This is a genomic window from Bacillus haynesii, assembly GCF_014042035.1.
In the GTDB taxonomy this organism is placed as follows: Bacteria; Bacillota; Bacilli; order Bacillales; family Bacillaceae; genus Bacillus; species Bacillus haynesii.
Window position 1 is genome coordinate 3,714,943 of the sequence record NZ_CP059494.1, and the last position, 15,598, is coordinate 3,730,540.

Below are 15,598 nucleotides of genomic sequence, written 5' to 3' on the forward strand. Positions count from 1 at the left end.
CGCCCGTTGTTGTTTAATGTTTAATCATGGATTGAACGCATATGTTTGATCTTAAGATTTTCAAAGACGGCCGTTCCATTTTCGGTAAAGAGCGTGATGCCTGTATCATTCAGGTCGGGAAATGCAAGGTTTGAGTGCGTCGTTTCGCCGTCATCAATAAATGCTTCGACAGTGTTTTGATCTACGATGATTGTGAAATGTACCCGCTTTTTTTCCGGATCAAACGGTGCTTTGCTTTCCAAATAGGTGCTGGTGCTGTCAGGCTGTCCCGTAAACCCTCTATTCACAAAAGAATATCCGCCTTCAGCAGAAATTCCTACATCGATATGGCGTTTCCGATCCGCAGATTCTCTGAGCCTGAATCCCGCATTTTTAAGATCGGCCCACGAGATATCCGCCTCAAGCTGATAGGTATTTCCCTTAATCTGAAGCGTTTTTGATCCGTTTACTTCGATGCGCTCAAACTCATCGGTTGATTCGGTTAATTCATCCAATTGACCGATTGGCTGAGAGGCGAGGCTGTATTGATCTCCGCCTTTATGTTTAAGCTGAATTTGCCGGACGATCGAATCGGTTCCGTTAAAACCGTCTTTCCATGTTGGCGTCCGGTTTGCATAATCCCAGTTATTCATCCACGCCAGAGCATAGCGTTTCCCGTACGGATCGTTTGTTTCGCCATCCTCAAATGTCACGCCCGCATACCAGTCAAATCCGTAATCAAGCCACTGGGGTTCTGCTTCGTCTGCCCTAAATTCGTTGCCGTTGAAGCTGCCTGTCCAGTATGCATAAGTATTCGGCTTGCCGGCACCTTTCCCGTTTGCGCTTGCTCCGAGAACCCATTTATATGTTCCGTCATCCGCCCGCATCCTGAACAGATCCGGACATTCGATGATGCCGATATTTTCTGTTTGAAAACTACTTGTATAACGCCATTCCTTCAGATTTTGTGATTCGTAAAAGCCGACTTTCGTTCCTTCAGCCAGCGCCATCACCCATTTATCATCCTCTTCATCCCAGATCACTTTCGGATCTCTGAAATCGACGGTGTCCGGATTAGGCAAGACCGGCTCTTCACCGTAAGGTTTAAATGTTTTTCCCCCATTTTGGCTGTACCATAAAAATTGTTCTTCCTTCCCGTCATTGGCCGACGGCTGCGTCATAATCGCCACGATCGCCCCTTTGCCGAAGCCGGCTGTGTTTTGTGAGTCGACAACGACAGAACCGGACCAAGGATCGCCATTTTTATTCGTATATTTCGGAATGGCAACCCCTTGATCCTGCCAGTGGACGAGATCATCTGATACAGCGTGGCGCCACTCTGTTCCATTGCCATCCGGATAGTCCCGGTTATAGAGGTAGTAGTAATGATATTCTCCATTGAAATAGACGGGCTTTTGAGGATCGTTTTTCCATTTGTCAGGGGTTGTCAAATGGAAGGCCGCACGGTATTCCGGTGTTTCCGGGGCTTCGCCCTTTTTTTCTGTTTCCCGGACTGAAGCCAATATTATGATGAAGATTCCAAGACAAACAGTTAAAATGCTAATCCGCTTATATACTGTCTTCTTCAAGAAAATTCCCCGCTTTATTCTAAGATGACACACGAAAGAAAATGCCGATGTTCACCGGCATTTTCCTTCGTTCGTTTTATTTGTTTACCGTTAATTGTCCTTGTTCAAGGATGCTGTTTTTGACAACGGATGTTTTTGATCCTTTGATTTTCAGCAAAAAGCTTGGTGCAAATGTGGCGTGATGCTCGTTCGAAATCCCTCTGTTTGTGATGTAGCTCGTGATGACGACTTCGTCGCCTTTTTTCTGCGGTACGGCAAAGTGTGAATAAGTAAATGTGATGTCATTGTAATCCAGGTCCATGTGTAAAACAAGTCCGGATTTGTTTAAAGGCTTGAATGGCCCGGTTAGTGAACCTGATACATAGCCGAGCATATAAATGTCTTTTGCACCAATGCCGTCAATTGTCATTTTTGATCCTCTTGAATCTGTGAACAGATACCATTTTCCGTTCATTTTGAAGAGATTGGCCCGTTCGATTTCATCAGTCACCGTATTGGAGGTGATCAAAGGCTTCATGACTTTTTTCAGCGTATAATCGTTATTTAATTCGATGATTCCGAGTGCGCCGTTAGCCAATGAAGCGTTCTTTTTGTTCGCTCCTTGAAGCAGCTTGCTGCTTTCTTCTCTAAAGAACTTCTTGCTGCCGCCGTAGTAGGCTCTGTTGAATAGAGAGTCTTCTCCCTGATAGCCGGTTTTTGTTCCCGTATTGGCTTCAAATACGAGATATTTGCGGCCGTGATCTTCCACATAATGCGGGTCTCTCAACGTATGGTTGTCGCCGGAGCTGTAGTTTCCTTCATCAATGAATTGCTGAACGTTTTGGTACACTGTGCCGTCGGCCCCGTCAAAGACCGATTTATGATCTTCTACACCGTCAATTTTGAGCGTGTCCGAATCCGGCTGAGAGAAATTGACTTGAGCTGTTGTCAGCGTCTGCTTGCCGTATTGCGTGCCGGAGAAAGCCGTGTAAAACAGTCGGACTTTTCCGTCTTTTGTCAGCGTGGCGGAACCTGACCACTCTTGTGTTTGATACTTAAGGTACGGATCGTTAGGAGCGAATTTGTCGCTGTCTTTAAACACTCTGCCGGCGTTTTTCCAGCTGTCGATGGAAGTTTCGCCTTTCTTTTGATAGAACAAGTAGATGGATGTGTCATCGACGTCTTTCGGATCGCCCGCCAACGCGAAAACAAGATTGTAGCCGTGGTATGTAGCGACTGTCCCGTCGGCATTTTGCAGCGGCCAGCTGTCCCATACGTCTAAATCTATCAGCTCTCCCTTTTTGTTATAGCCTTTTGCTGAAGGGATGTTTTTGATCGTTTTCGGATCGAATTGAGGAACTTTAAATTGTTCACTCTTTTGCTGCTCGGGAATTTTCAGCATGTCATGTCTTGTGATATGAGAAAATCCGTAGCTCTTCTTGTAATCTTGCGTTTCTTTTGCAAAGGTTTGTGGCGCACCTCCAGCAAGCAGAGCCGCTGCAACGGTTAAGGCTGATGCTTTTTTAACGATGTTTTTGATGTTCATCAATATTTCCTCCCTTTTTCAATATGTTAATAGATTGCTCCTGATAACATGAACGTTCCGAGTTATCCCTCCTAACTGTGGCATCGTCCTGAAGAACAGAAAAAAGACCTAAAATGTGCAAGGTCATATAGGCAAAAGATAGATTTCGCCCTTCACACATTTTAGGTCTTGCCTGCTTAGACAGTAACAATCCCGACGATATTGAATTACCATCATTCTAATATACTTATCTCTGGGACTCAACTGGTCTAAGATCCTCTTTTCTCATCCATTTTTATGCAATCGACACCGATTTTAAGCGAAAAGACACCTTTTTTATATGAATCTATAGTCTGTATAAGGGGGGAATCGTCAATCATTGAAATCAATATACATCGGTATAGTTTCCCAAAAGGCATCTGGAATTGCGAGCTTCCGCTGATCATGTCTTGACAGGGTTGTTTGAATATCGTCCTCTTTTCCGGCTAGAACTTTTTGCAGCCAATCCGGATCCATCAGGAGACCCCGGCCGATTCCGATGAGATCGGCTCCTGTTTCCAGCGCTTGAAGGGCGTCTTCCGGTGTGCGTACTTGCCCGGCTCCGATCAGTGGGAGACGGTCTTGGACTGCTTCTTTGATCAGTTCCATTCGTGTATGGGATTTGTCTGCACCACGGCGCGGCAAGGACCGGAAATCAATTAGAGAAACGTGCAGGTAATCCAATGCTTGTTCCCGCAGTACATTGACGAAAGACAACGTTTCAGCCATTGTAATTCCAGGTGTTTCCGGCTCTTCGGGCGAAAACTTGTAGCCGATGATAAAGGATGGTTTATGGCAGCTTTCCGCAACGCGTCTGATTTCTTCTATGATCTGAAGCGGAAACCTCATCCGTTTCTCTAAAGTGCCGCCCCAGCTGTCATTGCGCCGGTTGTAATAAGGGGAGAAGAACTGATGGATGAGAAACCCGTTTGCGCCGTGAATTTCGACTCCGTCAAACCCGGCTTCTATCGCTCTTCGCGCCGCCTGGCCGAAAGAATGGATAAGGTCTTGAATTTCTTGATCAGACAGCGCCCTTGGCACCGGTGCATTCGGTTGATTCGGAGCGACAGCGCTGGCGCTGACTGTTCGTTCTATACCTTTGGCACCGGAATGGAAGAGCTGCAGGATTGCTCTCGCTCCGTGTTTCTTTAAAGTGGCTGCAAGCCGGGTTAGTCCTGGGATTTGATCATCGTTCTCAGCTCCGGGGATGCCGGGAAATCCGGTTCCGGGCTGTACGGTTGTCGCAGATGTGATGACCATGCCGACACCTGTTGCCCGCGCGGCATAATAGACCAGTTCGTCGTTAGAAATGAATCCTCCCGGCATAGAGGATGAATGCCCCATTGGCGGCATGATGATCCTGTTTTTCAATTGGATTCCGTTTTTAAAAGTAAACGGGGCGAATAAAGAAGCGTATTGTTTTTTCATGTTTTTTTCTCCTTTTTGATATAACAATAGCAACCACTGTGAGGCTCCACAAGAACGCAATTTTTTTATATATGCTTTATAAAAATAAACCGTAAGATCATTCTCTTGAATGCTCTGGCGTCCATATGGTAGGATCAAGTCAAAATTGGCGAATGAGGCAATGGAGGAATTGCTATGAATTCAGCTGTCGACCATAAAGAATGCTCTTCTTTAATTCAGGGAGTATTGAAAATTTTCTCTGGTAAATGGTCATTTTTGGTTCTCGCCGAACTCATTCAGGGCAAGCGGCGATTCAACGAGCTTAGAAGGAACTTGGGAAACGTCAACACTAAAGGATTAACTGACACATTAAGACATCTTGAAGAAAGCGGTATGATTTCCCGGAAGGTGTTCCCCACGGTTCCTATTACTGTCGAATATGCCTTAACAGAAAAAGGTAAAGCGTTCCACAGCATTTTTAAAGAGATGGCCGCGTGGGGGGAAAAGTGGATGGATGAACGTGAATAATAGCCGAAGAAATAACGAAACCCGACTTGTCAGAGTCGGGTTTTTTTCGATTTAAAATGACTTCAAAACATGCTCTTTGTACGTTTTCGCGCTTTTGGCGAGCTCGCTTTCGCCGGTTGAGCCCGCCCCGTAAAACACGTACGGCGGAAGATAGGTTGTGCTGATAAAATTGCTTGTCGCCTGAAAAGGGCGTAACAGTTCGCTGATCGTATAGTGATTTGACCCGCCGGCCTGATAGGCTTCTTCGGGAGCGCCTGCTGATACCGCGACCATGAATTCTTTGCCGCGAAGCGCTGTGCCGTTTGTTCCGTATGCCCAGCCGTAGAGAAGAACGTGGTCCAGCCATTTTTTTAAGAGCGGCGGCGAGCTGTACCAATAAAGAGGGAACTGGAAGACGATCCGATCGTGTTCTTCACAAAGTTTTTGTTCTTTTTCCACATCAATGGCCTCGTCAGGATATTCCTGATAAAGGTCGCGAAAAGTAATGCCGGGTACGTCTTTCAATGTGTCTGCAAATGCTCTGTTCACGACTGACTGCTCCATATTCGGATGAAATGCGAGCACCAATACTTTCATTTTTCCATCTCCTTCTTCCATTTTATTCATCTTAAACGAACAGCAATCGCGGATTCAACAAAAATGCTCCGTCCCCATTCAATCAATCGTGCCGTGACAAAGGTCTGATGTAAGCCGAGAGACACAGAATTTGCATGTGATGGAGGAAGGTGCGAAAGGTCAAAATCCGAGTTTCTTCATTTATATATAAACATAAGCAAAAAGTCTCTAACCTCGGGTTTAAAGACTGCCATGAAAAAATAAGGCAAACAGGTGAAAACGGAGCTATAGACATGTATCATCATGATCGTGCGATATCTATTAATGTGATTATTCCGAATTTTTGGCAAGTTGAAATGGAAATGTTGATCTACAGCCGGATGAATGGTTTAAGTCAGAAGCTTCCGTTATCTTCTAATAACAAATATGAATGCAGGATGAATTAATGATTTTTTGTCCTCATCAAAAACGCTTCTACTTCTTTGACGGTCAGTCCCATTTCTTTGGCTTCCAGCATTAGGGCTCTCCATTCATCGATATTGGCTTGGGTCAGCTCCCTGTTTCGATAAAACGCCCGTTCTTTCTTTTTCTGCTTGAGGCGGTGTGTGAATTGGAACAGTTCTTCCTGGTTCATCCCCGCTTGCACGGCCTGTACAAGGTGGGTTCTCCACTCGTCTTCATGCTCAGTCCGGCGATAAAGGATCACTTCGGTATCAAACAATTCCTTTAATTCGACTTTCAGCGCACGGGAGATTTTTTTCAGGAATTCGACTGACGGATTTCTGTGAACACCGCGTTCAATTTTGCTCAAATATGATTTTGATACGCCTGCTATATCAGCAAGCTGGTTAATGGAGTAGCCTTTTCTTTTTCTGTACATTCGGATGACTCTTCCGATCATACTGATTCCTCCCCTTCCCCTTGCCATTCATATAAAAACGCTTTCCTGTTCATTATAAGAAATAATTTGTTCTTTATAAAATTCAAAAATTTAAGATATCGACAGAAAACAAAAGAAAACGAACGAATTTGTTCTCTAAAAAGAACTATATAGCTAAATTCAGCATTTTTCAATTCAAATTTTTTCTTTTATAATCCAATCATTAACAAACGGCAATTCCTGAGGAGGCAGTCAAGCATGAAAGAAAATATTGATTTTAGAGAACTGATTGCAATCTTACGAAAAAGAACGGTTCTTATTCTCGTTTTGACAATAGGTGTAACATTGACGACCGGAATCATTCAGTTCTATGTGCTGACACCTGTCTATCAGGCATCGACGCAAATTTTGGTGCATCAAGTAGGAGAGAAAAAGGGGAGCGCCACGTACAGCGATATTCAAATCAACCTTCAATACACGCGGACATTCCAAGCGCTTTTGAAAAACCCGGTGATTTTGGAGCAAGTCAAGAGAGAGCTTGATTTACCTTACTCTGCCGGCCGGTTGGGTGAAAAAATTGCAACGAGCAGTGAAAGCGAATCAGAGATTATTAACATTTCGGTTCAAGATGAAAATCAGAAACGGGCGGCCGATATAGCGAACACTCTAACAGCGGTACTCAAAAAAGAGATTAAGCAAATTATGAACACCGATCGGGTAACCGTCCTGTCAAAAGCCGACATCGTCGATTCGCCGACCCCTGTCAGACCGAATTACAAAATGAATATTTTGCTGGCATTCGGCGCCGCATTAATGACCGGAATCGCTTTGGCGTTCTTTTTGGACTTTATCGATGATACGGTTGCAAGGCCGTCTCAAGTTGAAAAGGAAGCAGGATTTATTTATTTGGGAAGTATTGAGCAAATGAAACATAAAAAAAGTCTGTTTCGCGGGGACCCCGATATGAATATCCGCGTGAAAGCAGGAAGGAGTGAGCCGCTTGGGTATTAGAAAAAAACGCTCTCGCAAATATCAATCGGCGCTTGTCGCATTGCATCAGCCGAACACACCGATTGTCGAACAATATCGGACGATCAGGACGAACATTGAGTTCTCATCTTTTGAGAAGCCGTTTAAGTCATTGCTCATCACATCGGGCCTGCCGGGAGAAGGCAAATCATTCTCGGCTTCAAACTTGGCGGTCGTATTTTCGCAGCAGGAAAAAAAGGTCCTTCTGATCGACGCGGATTTAAGAAAGCCGACGATCCACAAAATTTTTGAGCTCGATAACCATTCAGGCGTCACAAATGTATTGATGAAAAAAACGACGCTGGAAAATGTGGTGCAGCAAAGCCAAGCGGAAAATCTCCATGTGCTGACAAGCGGTCCGATTCCTCCGAACCCGTCCGAGCTGTTGTCATCGCAGGCGATGGAGGACCTGCTTGCGAAAGCGTACAACCAATACGATTTAGTCATCCTTGATTCACCGCCGCTTTTGCCGGTCGCAGACGCGCAAATATTGGCGAACCAGGTGGATGGAAGCATCCTTGTCATCCTCAGCGGAAAAACAAAGCTTGATAACGCGATCAAGTCTCGGGACGCGCTGAATTCTTCAAAAAGCGAACTGCTCGGCGCCGTGCTGAACGGGCGGAAAGTGAAAAAAGCGCGCCAATATAATTACGCAACCATGTAATCTTTTGAAGCGGCTGCACCGCTTTAGGTGATGTCTCCTTGCCTTTACCGATGGAGGCACTCGGCTCTACCGTGGGCAGACTTCCCGTCTGCCTTAGACGCAAGTCGTCGATGGCGGGGCGTGAGGACGGGTTAAATGCCCATTTTTATTTGATGTATGTGCTCGGTTTAGATTTGAAAATCGCACGTATCTTTTTAGCTGATGGGATTTTGCCCTGAAAGATCCCATCAGCTAGAAAGATACATTAGGAGGTAGGAAATTGACATATCGGAGAAGGCTTTCCATTATTACCGCACTCGATTCGTACTTGGTTTTGCTGTCCATCTTTATCGGATATCAGCTGATTTTGCCATCATATGATTTATACCCTTCGGAAATGCTGCTGATGACTTCACTGATACTGCTTGGCGCTCAGCATTTATTCGCCCATTGCTTCCACCTTTACAAAAAAGTGTGGGAGTACGCAAGCATCGGTGAATTGTATGTGCTGCTTAAATCGATTACATTGTCCCATCTCGTGACGGTGGTCCTCGAACTGTTTTTCTTTCAAAACGTTCCGGTTCGACTTTTATGTTTAAGCTGGCTGTTTCAGCTGATCTTGATCGGCGGGTCGCGGATGATGTGGCGCATCATCAGGGAACAGGTGAACAAAGAAAGCAAAGGATCTCTAAGGGCGCTAATCATCGGAGCGGGCTCTGCCGGCAGTTTGATCGCAAAACAGCTTGTGCAAAAGCCGGAATTGAACATTAAGCCCGTCGCATTTATCGATGATGACAAAACGAAATACCGGCTTGAAATCATGGGTCTGCCTGTTTTAGGCGGAAAAGAGCAGATCATGCAGGCGGTCCGTCAATGGAGCATCGACCGGATCATCATCGCCATTCCATCTTTAAGCGTCACTCAGATGCAGGAAATGTACAAGGCGTGTGCGCAAACGGGTGTCAAAACGCAAATCATGCCGAAAATAGATGAAATTTTGCTTGGCAGACATCCTGTCGGCCAGCTTCGCGATGTCAAAGCAGAAGATTTGCTCGGAAGGGAGCCTGTCCAGCTTGATACAAGCGAAATCTCCAATACGGTCACGGACCGAATCGTTCTAGTGACGGGGGCCGGAGGTTCAATCGGCTCGGAAATCTGCCGACAAATCAGCAAATTTAAACCGAAATCGATTATTTTAGTCGGGCACGGAGAAAACAGCATCCATTCGATCCTGCTTGAACTGCAGGAGACGTTCGGAAAGCATGTCGACTATTATCCTGAAATCGCTGACATACAGGACAGAGAAAAAATGTTTTTGCTGATGGAACGCTACAAACCGAATGTCATTTATCATGCAGCTGCACACAAGCATGTTCCGCTGATGGAAAAATGCCCGAAAGAAGCTGTCAAAAACAATATCCTCGGCACGAAAAACGTTGCTGAAGCAGCCGACGAAACCGGAGTAGAAACTTTTGTCCTGATCTCGTCAGACAAAGCGGTCAACCCTGCCAATATCATGGGGGCAACGAAGCGGTTCGCGGAAATGCTGATCATGAATCTCGGCAAAACGAGCAAAACCAAATTTGTCGCCGTCCGCTTCGGAAATGTTCTCGGCAGCAGGGGAAGCGTCATTCCGATTTTCAAAAAACAAATCGCTAAAGGCGGCCCGGTCACTGTCACACACCAGGACATGACGAGGTACTTCATGACGATTCCGGAAGCCTCAAGGCTGGTTATTCAAGCGGGGGCGCTTGCCAAAGGAAGACAGATTTTCGTGCTCGATATGGGTGAACCGGTCAAAATCGTCGATCTCGCCAAAAATCTCATCCAGCTTTCAGGCTATACGACAGACCAGATCAAAATCGAATTTACAGGCATTCGGCCGGGAGAAAAAATGTACGAAGAGCTGCTGAATCAAAATGAAGTGCTGGCAGAGCAGGTTTTCCCGAAGATTCATATCGGCAAGGCGGTCGACGTTGAATGGACGGTGCTGAAGACATTTATGGATGAATTTATGTATTTGTCAGACCGCGAGCTGAGAGAACGCTTGTTCAAAGCGATCGGCCAGCATGAGAAAAAGCTGGTGACAGCGCACTAGGGGGAAGGACATGACAAGAACGGTTTTATTTTGCGCTACTGTGGATTACCATTTCAAGGCCTTCCACCTCCCGTATTTAAAATGGTTTAAAGAGCGGGGGTGGAACGTTCATATCGCCGCAAAAGGAGATATGACACTGCCTTATACAGACAAAAAATTTGATATCGATATCAGGCGTTCTCCTCTGAATGCAAGCAATATCGCAGCCTATAGAGAGCTGGCCCGCATCATTGACGCAAACCGGTACAGCATCATTCATTGCCACACGCCAATGGGAGGCGTGCTGGCAAGGCTTGCGGCCCGGAAACAGAGAAAAGAGGGAACGAAAGTGATCTATACCGCTCACGGTTTTCACTTTTGCCAAGGTGCACCTTTGAAAAATTGGTTGCTGTATTATCCGATTGAAAAAGGGCTGTCCGCTTTGACCGATTGCCTGATTACGATCAATGAAGAAGATTTTGTCCTTGCAAAAGGCTTACGAAAGGGGCTGCGCACGGAAAAAATCCACGGCATCGGCGTCGATACGGAGCGGTTTCATCCTGTCAGCGAAACAGAGAAAATGCTGCTCAGGAAAACATACGGTTTCAAAGAAGAGGACTTTATTCTCATATATCCCGCTGAGCTGAACGCGAATAAAAACCAGGCGCTGCTCATCGAAACGGCGGCTGCTTTAAAAGACAGAGCTCCGAACTTAAAGCTCGTGTTTGCAGGAAAAGGGCAGATGGAGGAAAAATACCGGAGTCTCGCTGAACAAAAAGGCGTTTCTTCGCTCGTCACGTTTGCCGGTTTTCAAAAAAACATCCACGAATGGATTCAGCTTGCAGACGTGTCTGTCGCTTCAAGCATCAGGGAAGGGCTCGGCATGAACCTCCTTGAAGGAATGGCGGCAGGAAAGCCCGCCGTTGCAGCGGACAACCGCGGACACCGGGAAGTCATTCAAGAGGGTGTGAACGGATTTTTGATTCCGCAGGGAGACGCCGGAACGTTCAGCGACCGGATTTTACAGCTGTACCGCCTGCCTTCTTTGCGAAAAAAGATGGGAGACGCGGGGAGACGAACGGCCGCCGCTTTTTCCCAGCAGCGTACCGTCAAAGAAATGGCGGGCATTTACTCTTCCTTTATGGATAACGAAACAGTTGAAAGGAGGCTGAAAGGATGACAGGGGGTCAAAAGCCGAAAGTTTCTGTCATTATGGGAGTCTACAATTGTGAAGACACGATCGCAGAGAGCATCGAGTCGATTTTAAATCAAACCTATAAAAATTGGGAACTGATTATATGTGACGATGCTTCGACAGACGGGACATATGCTGTTGCCAGGCGGTATGCCGATCATTACGCAGATAAGATCAAACTGATCAAAAACGAGAAGAATCAGCGGCTGGCTGCTTCGTTAAACCACTGTCTCCAATATGCCGGCGGGAAATATATCGCGCGCCAGGACGGAGATGATATCTCTTTACCAAGGCGTTTTGAAAAGCAGGTCGCGTTTCTGGAATCACAATCTCATTATCATGTCGTCGGAAGCGGCATGATGGCCTTCGACGAAAACGGGACCAGAGGCGTCAGAATGCTTCCTTCCTCTCCAGGACCGAGAATCATGGCGAAAGGAACGCCGTTTTGCCATGCGACGATCATGATGAGAGCGGAAGTCTATAAGGCGCTGGACGGCTATCGGGTCAGCCGGAGAACAAGAAGGATGGAAGATATCGATTTGTGGCTCCGTTTTTTCGAGGCGGGCTACACGGGCTACAACCTTCAGGAAGCTTTATACAAAGTAAGGGAAGACGAATCGGCGTTTAAAAGGAGAAAGCTCAGCTACTCGATTGATAATGCGTTTATCGTCTTTGCCGCCTGCAGACGGCTGAAGCTCCCGCTCTCAGACTACATTTATATTATGAAACCCATCATCAGGGGGCTCATGCCTCCTTTTATCATGAACAAATATCATAAAAGAAGATTGATGAATGAAGGCGGAGGGGTCGTAAAACATGAATGACGGAAGCGTGAGACCAAAACGGGTGCTTCACATCGTAAGCGGAATGAACCGCGGCGGCGCGGAGACGATGATTATGAATATATACCGCCATACAGACAGGCGGCATATTCAATTTGATTTTATTTCCCACCGGGAAGAAACGTGCGATTATGATCCGGAGATCATCACGCGCGGCGGCCGTGTGTTTTATGTACCGAGCATCGGGCGGTCGGGACCTGTCGCCTACATCAAAAACATCAGAAGGATTTTGGTTGAGAAAGGGCCGTATGCCGCCGTACACGCCCATACGGATTTTCAGACGGGGTTTGCCGCATTGGCGGCCAGGCTCGCCGGCGTTCCGGTCAGGGTCTGCCATTCCCACAACACGGCCTGGAAGCCTAACCCCCGGTTTTGGGATACATGGCAGCTCCTTGCATTCCGACGCTTGATTTTCTCCAGTGCTACGGCTCTGTGCGCTTGCGGCAAAGATGCCGGGCGTTTTTTATTCGGCGGAAAAAAGATGGGCGAAAACGCGGTCCATCTTTTGCAAAACGGGATTGAACTTGACCGGTTCAAAGAAGCGAGCGGCGTTTCGAAGACGGATGCAAAAAAGAGCTTCGGCATCAAGGAAGACGCACTGGTCATCGGGCATGTCGGCCGTTTTTTTGAACAGAAAAACCACGCGTTTCTGCTCGGGCTTGCCGCTCATTTTAAGAAATCGGGCACGCCTTTTCAAGCGGTGTTCGCAGGTGACGGTCCGCTGCGCAGACAGATCGAAGAAAAAGCCGCCGCTCTCGGTGTAAAAGACGACATTCTGTTTCTCGGCGTTGTCGAAGATATCCCGGTTCTCATGCAGACGTTTGATGTATTTGCCATGCCGTCTTTGTTTGAAGGGCTCCCCCTCGTTCTCGTCGAAGCGCAGGCGTCAGGTCTTCCTTGTATTGTGTCAGATCACATTACGGAAGAAACCGATTTGGGACTCGGCCTGGTGAAACGTCTCAGCTTAAATGCCGGTTTTGAACGGTGGGCTGAGGATATCAGCCGTGCTGCTCAGGCGAAAAAGCCTGCATGGCCGGAGATTGAGAGAAGCCTGGCAGAGAGAGGCTATGATGCAAAAGCAAATTTGGCGAGACTGATGGACATCTATTCAATCTCCGCAGCAGAAGGACAGTGAGTGTATGGCTGTTTACATGTTGAATATGGGGATTGTTTTCATCTGGTCATGGTTTGCGAAAATGTACGGCAGGGAAGATCACAGGCTGCCGACGGGCTATCGTCCGAATGCGCTCCTCACCGTCGTTCCGCTCGCGGCTTTGATTATCGTTGCCGGCTTAAGATACAAGGTCGGAACGGATTACCACACATATATGCTGCTTTACGAATTAGCCGGAAAATACAACAACCTTTGGGAGATCTTCGGTTTCGGAACAGACAAGTCGTCGACTGATCCCGGATTTACCGCACTCTTATGGACATTAAACCAGATTTCAGCTGATCCGGCGCTCATGTTTGCCGTCGTTGCCGCGATTACCTATATCTATATCGTCAAGACGCTTTATGTGTATGGAAGGCCGTTTGAGTTGAGCATGTTTCTCTTTATCGGCATGTTTCACTACTATGCTTCCTTTAACGGCATTCGCCAATACATGGCGGCAGCCATTCTGTTTTGGGCGGTCCGGTATCTGATCGATGGGAAGCTGGTGCGCTATATGATCGTCGTGCTGATCTGTTCGCTTTTTCATTCTTCGGCTTTGATCATGATTCCGGTTTATTTCATCGTCAGAAGAAAAGCGTGGTCGCCTGTCCTCTGGTGCCTCATGCTCTTATTTTTGGCCGGGACTTTTCTGTATCAAAAATTTCTGTCCGTATTCCTTGTCGTGCTTGAAAACAGTCAATACGGACATTACGAAGAATGGCTGATGAAAAATACGAACGGCATGAACGCCATTAAAATCATCGTTCTTCTTCTCCCGCTCGTACTTGCATTCTGCTTCAGGGAGCAGCTTAGAAAGCGCTGGCCCGAAATCGATTATATCGTCAACCTTTGTCTGATCGGTTTCCTGTTCGGAATTTTGGCGACAAAGGATGTCATTTTTGCGAGGTTCAACATTTATTTCGGGCTCTATCAGCTGATTCTCGTTCCTTATTTTGTACGGATTTTCGAACCGAAATCGAACGCCCTTCTTTATGTTTTGATTTTGATCTGTTACTTCTTATACAGCTTTATGCTCATGCCGTTCGACTCGTCGGTATTGCCGTACAGAACGATTTTTGAACGTTGAATAGCGGAATAGGCCGTTTAGGTCTTGTGAAAATTTCGACAAAGGAGTCATCACATTGGAAAATCCAGCAGTTAGTCTACTGGTCGCTGTTTATAATACAGAAGCTTTTTTGCCGAATTGTTTGCAGTCGCTGATCAGCCAGACCTTAAAAAATATCGAAATCATTATCGTCAATGACGGTTCAACAGACGGAAGCCAGAAGATCATTGATCATTATGCCCGAAAGGACGGGCGCATCAAAACGATTCAGCAGGAGAATCAGGGCCTCGGCGCTGTCCGCAATAAAGGCATTGAAGCGGCGTCAGGCGAGTACTTGGCATTCATCGACTCCGATGACTGGATTGAGCCGGACTATTGCCAATCTATGTATGAAAAAGCGAAGGATAAGGATGCCGATCTTGTCATCTGTGATTATGCCGTCGAAATTCAGGATACCGGAAAAACGGTCTGCCCGGACATCGGGAAAAACTATGAAGGAAAGCCGAAAGAGGCATTCATGAAAGACTTGTTAAAGGGTAAAGTAAGCGGCTTTTCCTGGAACAAGCTCTACAGACGGGACCTGATTGAGCGGCATAAGCTCGTTTTCCCACTGCGCGACGAGCTGGAAAACATCGAAGATCAGTACTTCAGCTTCAGATGCCTTTTATATGCGAATACCGCGGCGTTCGTGACAAAGCCGCTTTATCATTACAGGGTCCACCTGTCATCCATCGTCCAAAAGTATCAGGCGGGGCTGTTTGAAGACGGACTCGCTCTTTATGAAGCAAACCTGGACTGCCTGACAAAGCACGGAGAGCTCCCGGCTTTAAAGGAGGCGCTGCACGTCTTTATCGTCAACCACGGCTGCATCAGTATTTTAAATGAATGCAAGAGTCGCAACAAAAACCCTTCAATAGAAAAATACAAAAATATCCGCAGCATATGCGCCTGTCCGGAATTCAGGGGGAAAATCCCCGCGGTGGACATGTCGGCATTCGATTCCAAGAAGAAGCTTCTCCTTATGCTGATTCGCTTGCGGTTGATGCCGGCAGTGTATGGATTTGCGGCAATTTACCAGAAAATGATCGAGCACAGAATGAAGAAATAGG

The 15,598-nt window shown here is 46.7% G+C and carries 14 protein-coding genes; 9 read left to right on the top strand and 5 right to left on the bottom strand.

All coding sequences use genetic code 11. The annotated features are described in order from the left end of the window. Window positions 1-20 precede the first annotated feature (20 nt). The 3 genes from H2R00_RS18345 to H2R00_RS18355 form a co-directional block, all read right to left on the bottom strand. The gene (locus tag H2R00_RS18345) at window positions 21-1,568 is read right to left on the bottom strand and encodes a glycoside hydrolase family 32 protein (protein ID WP_182070014.1); all 1,548 of its coding nucleotides are present in this window, start codon (window positions 1,566-1,568) and stop codon (window positions 21-23) included. Between the two features lie 76 nt (window positions 1,569-1,644). Then, window positions 1,645-3,093 carry a levansucrase gene (locus tag H2R00_RS18350; RefSeq protein WP_182070015.1) on the bottom strand — a complete coding sequence of 483 codons (1,449 nt, stop codon included), beginning with the start codon at window positions 3,091-3,093 and terminating at the stop codon, window positions 1,645-1,647. 351 nt (window positions 3,094-3,444) lie between these two features. Continuing rightward, complete coding sequence (locus H2R00_RS18355; RefSeq protein ID WP_182070016.1) at window positions 3,445-4,539, bottom strand: NADH-dependent flavin oxidoreductase; 1,095 nt, start codon at window positions 4,537-4,539, stop codon at window positions 3,445-3,447. Window positions 4,540-4,713: 174 nt separating this feature from the next. Here H2R00_RS18355 and H2R00_RS18360 point away from each other — a divergent pair, with 174 nt between their 5' ends. Next, window positions 4,714-5,046 carry a winged helix-turn-helix transcriptional regulator gene (locus H2R00_RS18360; protein ID WP_154997063.1) on the top strand — a complete coding sequence of 111 codons (333 nt, stop codon included), beginning with the start codon at window positions 4,714-4,716 and terminating at the stop codon, window positions 5,044-5,046. 51 nt (window positions 5,047-5,097) lie between these two features. Here H2R00_RS18360 and H2R00_RS18365 read toward each other — a convergent pair whose 3' ends face one another. After that, on the bottom strand, window positions 5,098-5,622 hold the full coding sequence (locus H2R00_RS18365) for an NAD(P)H-dependent oxidoreductase (RefSeq protein ID WP_182070017.1): 525 nt from the start codon (window positions 5,620-5,622) through the stop codon (window positions 5,098-5,100). Window positions 5,623-6,043: 421 nt separating this feature from the next. Then, window positions 6,044-6,502: an HTH-type transcriptional regulator SlrR gene (gene slrR / locus H2R00_RS18370; protein WP_154997059.1), complete on the bottom strand. Its 459-nt coding sequence runs from the start codon at window positions 6,500-6,502 to the stop codon at window positions 6,044-6,046. A 237-nt stretch (window positions 6,503-6,739) separates the two neighbouring features. On the opposite strand from slrR, the gene H2R00_RS18375 reads away from it, so the two are divergent. The 8 genes from H2R00_RS18375 to H2R00_RS18410 all read left to right on the top strand — a co-directional run bounded on the left by H2R00_RS18375 (window position 6,740) and on the right by H2R00_RS18410 (window position 15,597). Then, window positions 6,740-7,492 (top strand): YveK family protein, encoded by a 753-nt coding sequence (locus H2R00_RS18375; RefSeq protein ID WP_043928450.1) that lies wholly within the window; start codon window positions 6,740-6,742, stop codon window positions 7,490-7,492. Then, the gene (locus H2R00_RS18380) at window positions 7,482-8,174 is read left to right on the top strand and encodes a CpsD/CapB family tyrosine-protein kinase (RefSeq protein ID WP_182070018.1); all 693 of its coding nucleotides are present in this window, start codon (window positions 7,482-7,484) and stop codon (window positions 8,172-8,174) included. The genes H2R00_RS18375 and H2R00_RS18380 overlap by 11 nt, the downstream gene beginning before the upstream one ends. 259 nt (window positions 8,175-8,433) lie before the next feature. Continuing rightward, on the top strand, window positions 8,434-10,251 hold the full coding sequence (locus tag H2R00_RS18385) for a polysaccharide biosynthesis protein (RefSeq protein WP_154997052.1): 1,818 nt from the start codon (window positions 8,434-8,436) through the stop codon (window positions 10,249-10,251). A 10-nt stretch (window positions 10,252-10,261) separates the two neighbouring features. Continuing rightward, window positions 10,262-11,410 carry a glycosyltransferase family 4 protein gene (locus H2R00_RS18390; RefSeq protein ID WP_182070019.1) on the top strand — a complete coding sequence of 383 codons (1,149 nt, stop codon included), beginning with the start codon at window positions 10,262-10,264 and terminating at the stop codon, window positions 11,408-11,410. Next, a complete protein-coding gene (gene epsE / locus H2R00_RS18395; protein WP_182070020.1) occupies window positions 11,407-12,249 on the top strand; it encodes a glycosyltransferase EpsE in 843 nt (280 codons plus the stop codon). Before H2R00_RS18390 ends, epsE begins: the two co-directional genes overlap by 4 nt. Next, a complete protein-coding gene (locus tag H2R00_RS18400) occupies window positions 12,242-13,402 on the top strand; it encodes a glycosyltransferase family 1 protein (RefSeq protein ID WP_182070021.1) in 1,161 nt (386 codons plus the stop codon). The genes epsE and H2R00_RS18400 overlap by 8 nt, the downstream gene beginning before the upstream one ends. A gap of 4 nt (window positions 13,403-13,406) precedes the next feature. Continuing rightward, complete coding sequence (locus H2R00_RS18405; protein ID WP_154997045.1) at window positions 13,407-14,510, top strand: biofilm exopolysaccharide biosynthesis protein EpsG; 1,104 nt, start codon at window positions 13,407-13,409, stop codon at window positions 14,508-14,510. A 55-nt stretch (window positions 14,511-14,565) separates the two neighbouring features. Continuing rightward, window positions 14,566-15,597 (top strand): glycosyltransferase family 2 protein, encoded by a 1,032-nt coding sequence (locus H2R00_RS18410; RefSeq protein WP_154997042.1) that lies wholly within the window; start codon window positions 14,566-14,568, stop codon window positions 15,595-15,597. The last annotated feature ends 1 nt before the right edge of the window (window position 15,598 follow it).

Bases quoted from the DNA above. Each gene is read 5' to 3' on its own strand.
- H2R00_RS18350 (WP_182070015.1), bottom strand. From the start codon at position 3,093: ATGAACATCAAAAACATCGTTAAAAAAGCATCAGCCTTAACCGTTGCA.
- H2R00_RS18355 (WP_182070016.1), bottom strand. From the start codon at position 4,539: ATGAAAAAACAATACGCTTCTTTATTCGCCCCGTTTACTTTTAAAAAC.
- H2R00_RS18360 (WP_154997063.1), top strand. From the start codon at position 4,714: ATGAATTCAGCTGTCGACCATAAAGAATGCTCTTCTTTAATTCAGGGA.
- H2R00_RS18365 (WP_182070017.1), bottom strand. From the start codon at position 5,622: ATGAAAGTATTGGTGCTCGCATTTCATCCGAATATGGAGCAGTCAGTC.
- slrR (WP_154997059.1), bottom strand. From the start codon at position 6,502: ATGATCGGAAGAGTCATCCGAATGTACAGAAAAAGAAAAGGCTACTCC.
- H2R00_RS18375 (WP_043928450.1), top strand. From the start codon at position 6,740: ATGAAAGAAAATATTGATTTTAGAGAACTGATTGCAATCTTACGAAAA.
- H2R00_RS18390 (WP_182070019.1), top strand. From the start codon at position 10,262: ATGACAAGAACGGTTTTATTTTGCGCTACTGTGGATTACCATTTCAAG.
- epsE (WP_182070020.1), top strand. From the start codon at position 11,407: ATGACAGGGGGTCAAAAGCCGAAAGTTTCTGTCATTATGGGAGTCTAC.
- H2R00_RS18400 (WP_182070021.1), top strand. From the start codon at position 12,242: ATGAATGACGGAAGCGTGAGACCAAAACGGGTGCTTCACATCGTAAGC.
- H2R00_RS18405 (WP_154997045.1), top strand. From the start codon at position 13,407: ATGGCTGTTTACATGTTGAATATGGGGATTGTTTTCATCTGGTCATGG.